General features: G+C 71.6%; 1 protein-coding gene. It reads left to right on the forward strand.

The features are described from left to right. Positions 1-1,094, forward strand: a 1,094-nt coding sequence (locus AADR41_RS42055; RefSeq protein ID WP_342287743.1) for an alpha/beta fold hydrolase, incomplete at its 5' end; no start/stop codon positions are given. Positions 1,095-1,474: the final 380 nt, after the last annotated feature.

The following is a 1,474-nucleotide window of genomic DNA, read 5'->3' on the forward strand; positions in this document are numbered from 1 at the left end:
GCCCCGAACTCGCCACCACCTACACCGCACCCCGCAACTCGACCGAAGAGATCATCACCGGCGTGTGGTCCGACGTCCTCGGCATCGACACCATCGGCATCCACGACAACTTCTTCGAACTGGGCGGACAGTCGATCAGTGCGGTGCGGGTGGTTTCCCGGCTGCGGGACGCCGGTCTGGGCATCGCCCTCCAGCAGTTCGTACGGCATCCGACGGTGGCCCAGCTGGCGGCCGCGCTGGACGTCCCGCAGGTGGCGTCGGCCGGGCTGGTGGTGCTCCTGTCCTCCAGAGCGGACCCGGAGCTCCCCGCCCTCTTCTGTGTGCACCCGGGAGGCGGCAGCACACACCCGTACCGGGCTCTCGCACGATGCCTGGCTGGCAGGTTCACCGTGTACGGCGTCCAGGCGCCCGGACTGAACGAGGACGAGGTGCCGCTCGTCGGGATCGAGTCGATCGCGGACCGGTACTGGCAGGAGATCCGCCGTGTGCAACCCGCGGGCCCGTGCACCATCCTCGGGTGGTCCACCGGCGCGGTGATCGCACACGCGATGGGTGCGCAGGCCCCTGAGGAAGTGGCCGGTCTGTACCTGCTGGAGCCGGCGGTGACCGGTGACGACCAGCAGGACCGCTTCCAGCGACACGCCGAGGTGTACAGCCGGGTGAACGAGATGTGGAGCCGAGGTCAGAACGAACAGGGTGCCGAGCGGGCCGCGACGGAGCGGGAGTTGCGGCGTCTGGCTCCGGAGATGAATCTCGACGAGGATCTGGTCACGCTGGACGAGTGGCTTCCCTTCGCGGTGCTGGAGGCCGAGGTACGCTCGCTCGCCGCCTACCGGCCCGGCCGCTCGGTTGCCAGGGCGACACTGTTCGTCAGTGACACGGTGCGCGACGGCAGTGGCGACGAGGTGCCGGAGGCCCGGTACCTCGCCCACTGGCGCGAGCTCTACCCGGCAGGTCTGGCCCAGCGGGCTATGCCCGGGCGTCATATGGAGATGGTCAGGGGCGACGAGCAACTGGAGGCCGTGGTATCCGTGTTGGGGTCAAAGCCGCCGGTCGGAGGCGCCGACCGGGAACAGGAGCTGATGCAGGTCTGACCTTGGACCGTCGCCGGAGCACGGGAGCCGGCAGCGCCGACGAGGGGCCCACCGTTTTGGTGGGCCCCTCGTCGTGTTCGCCGATTCGCCGTTGTCCGAGAGCGGCGGTGGCCAAGGCCCGTGGAGTGCGCCGCCCCGCTCGGTGGTTCTCGCCCGGCCCTCCAGGGCTCCCCCGGACCGGACCGCGCGACGCACCCGGGCCGGACCGCGCGGCGCACCGCGGCCGGGCCGGGCCGACCGCGCGGCGTACCGGCGCCGGCAGTTCGTCGAGGGGCCTGGACCGTGCTGCCGGTCCGGGGCGGTGGAGGACTTCGGAGCCTCGGGGGCTCCCTGCCCGGGAAGGTGGGGGACTTCGGAGCCTCGGGGCCCCTGCCCGGGGA

Source organism: Streptomyces sp. CLV115 (assembly GCF_038448545.1).
GTDB lineage: Bacteria > Actinomycetota > Actinomycetes > Streptomycetales > Streptomycetaceae > Streptomyces > Streptomyces sanglieri.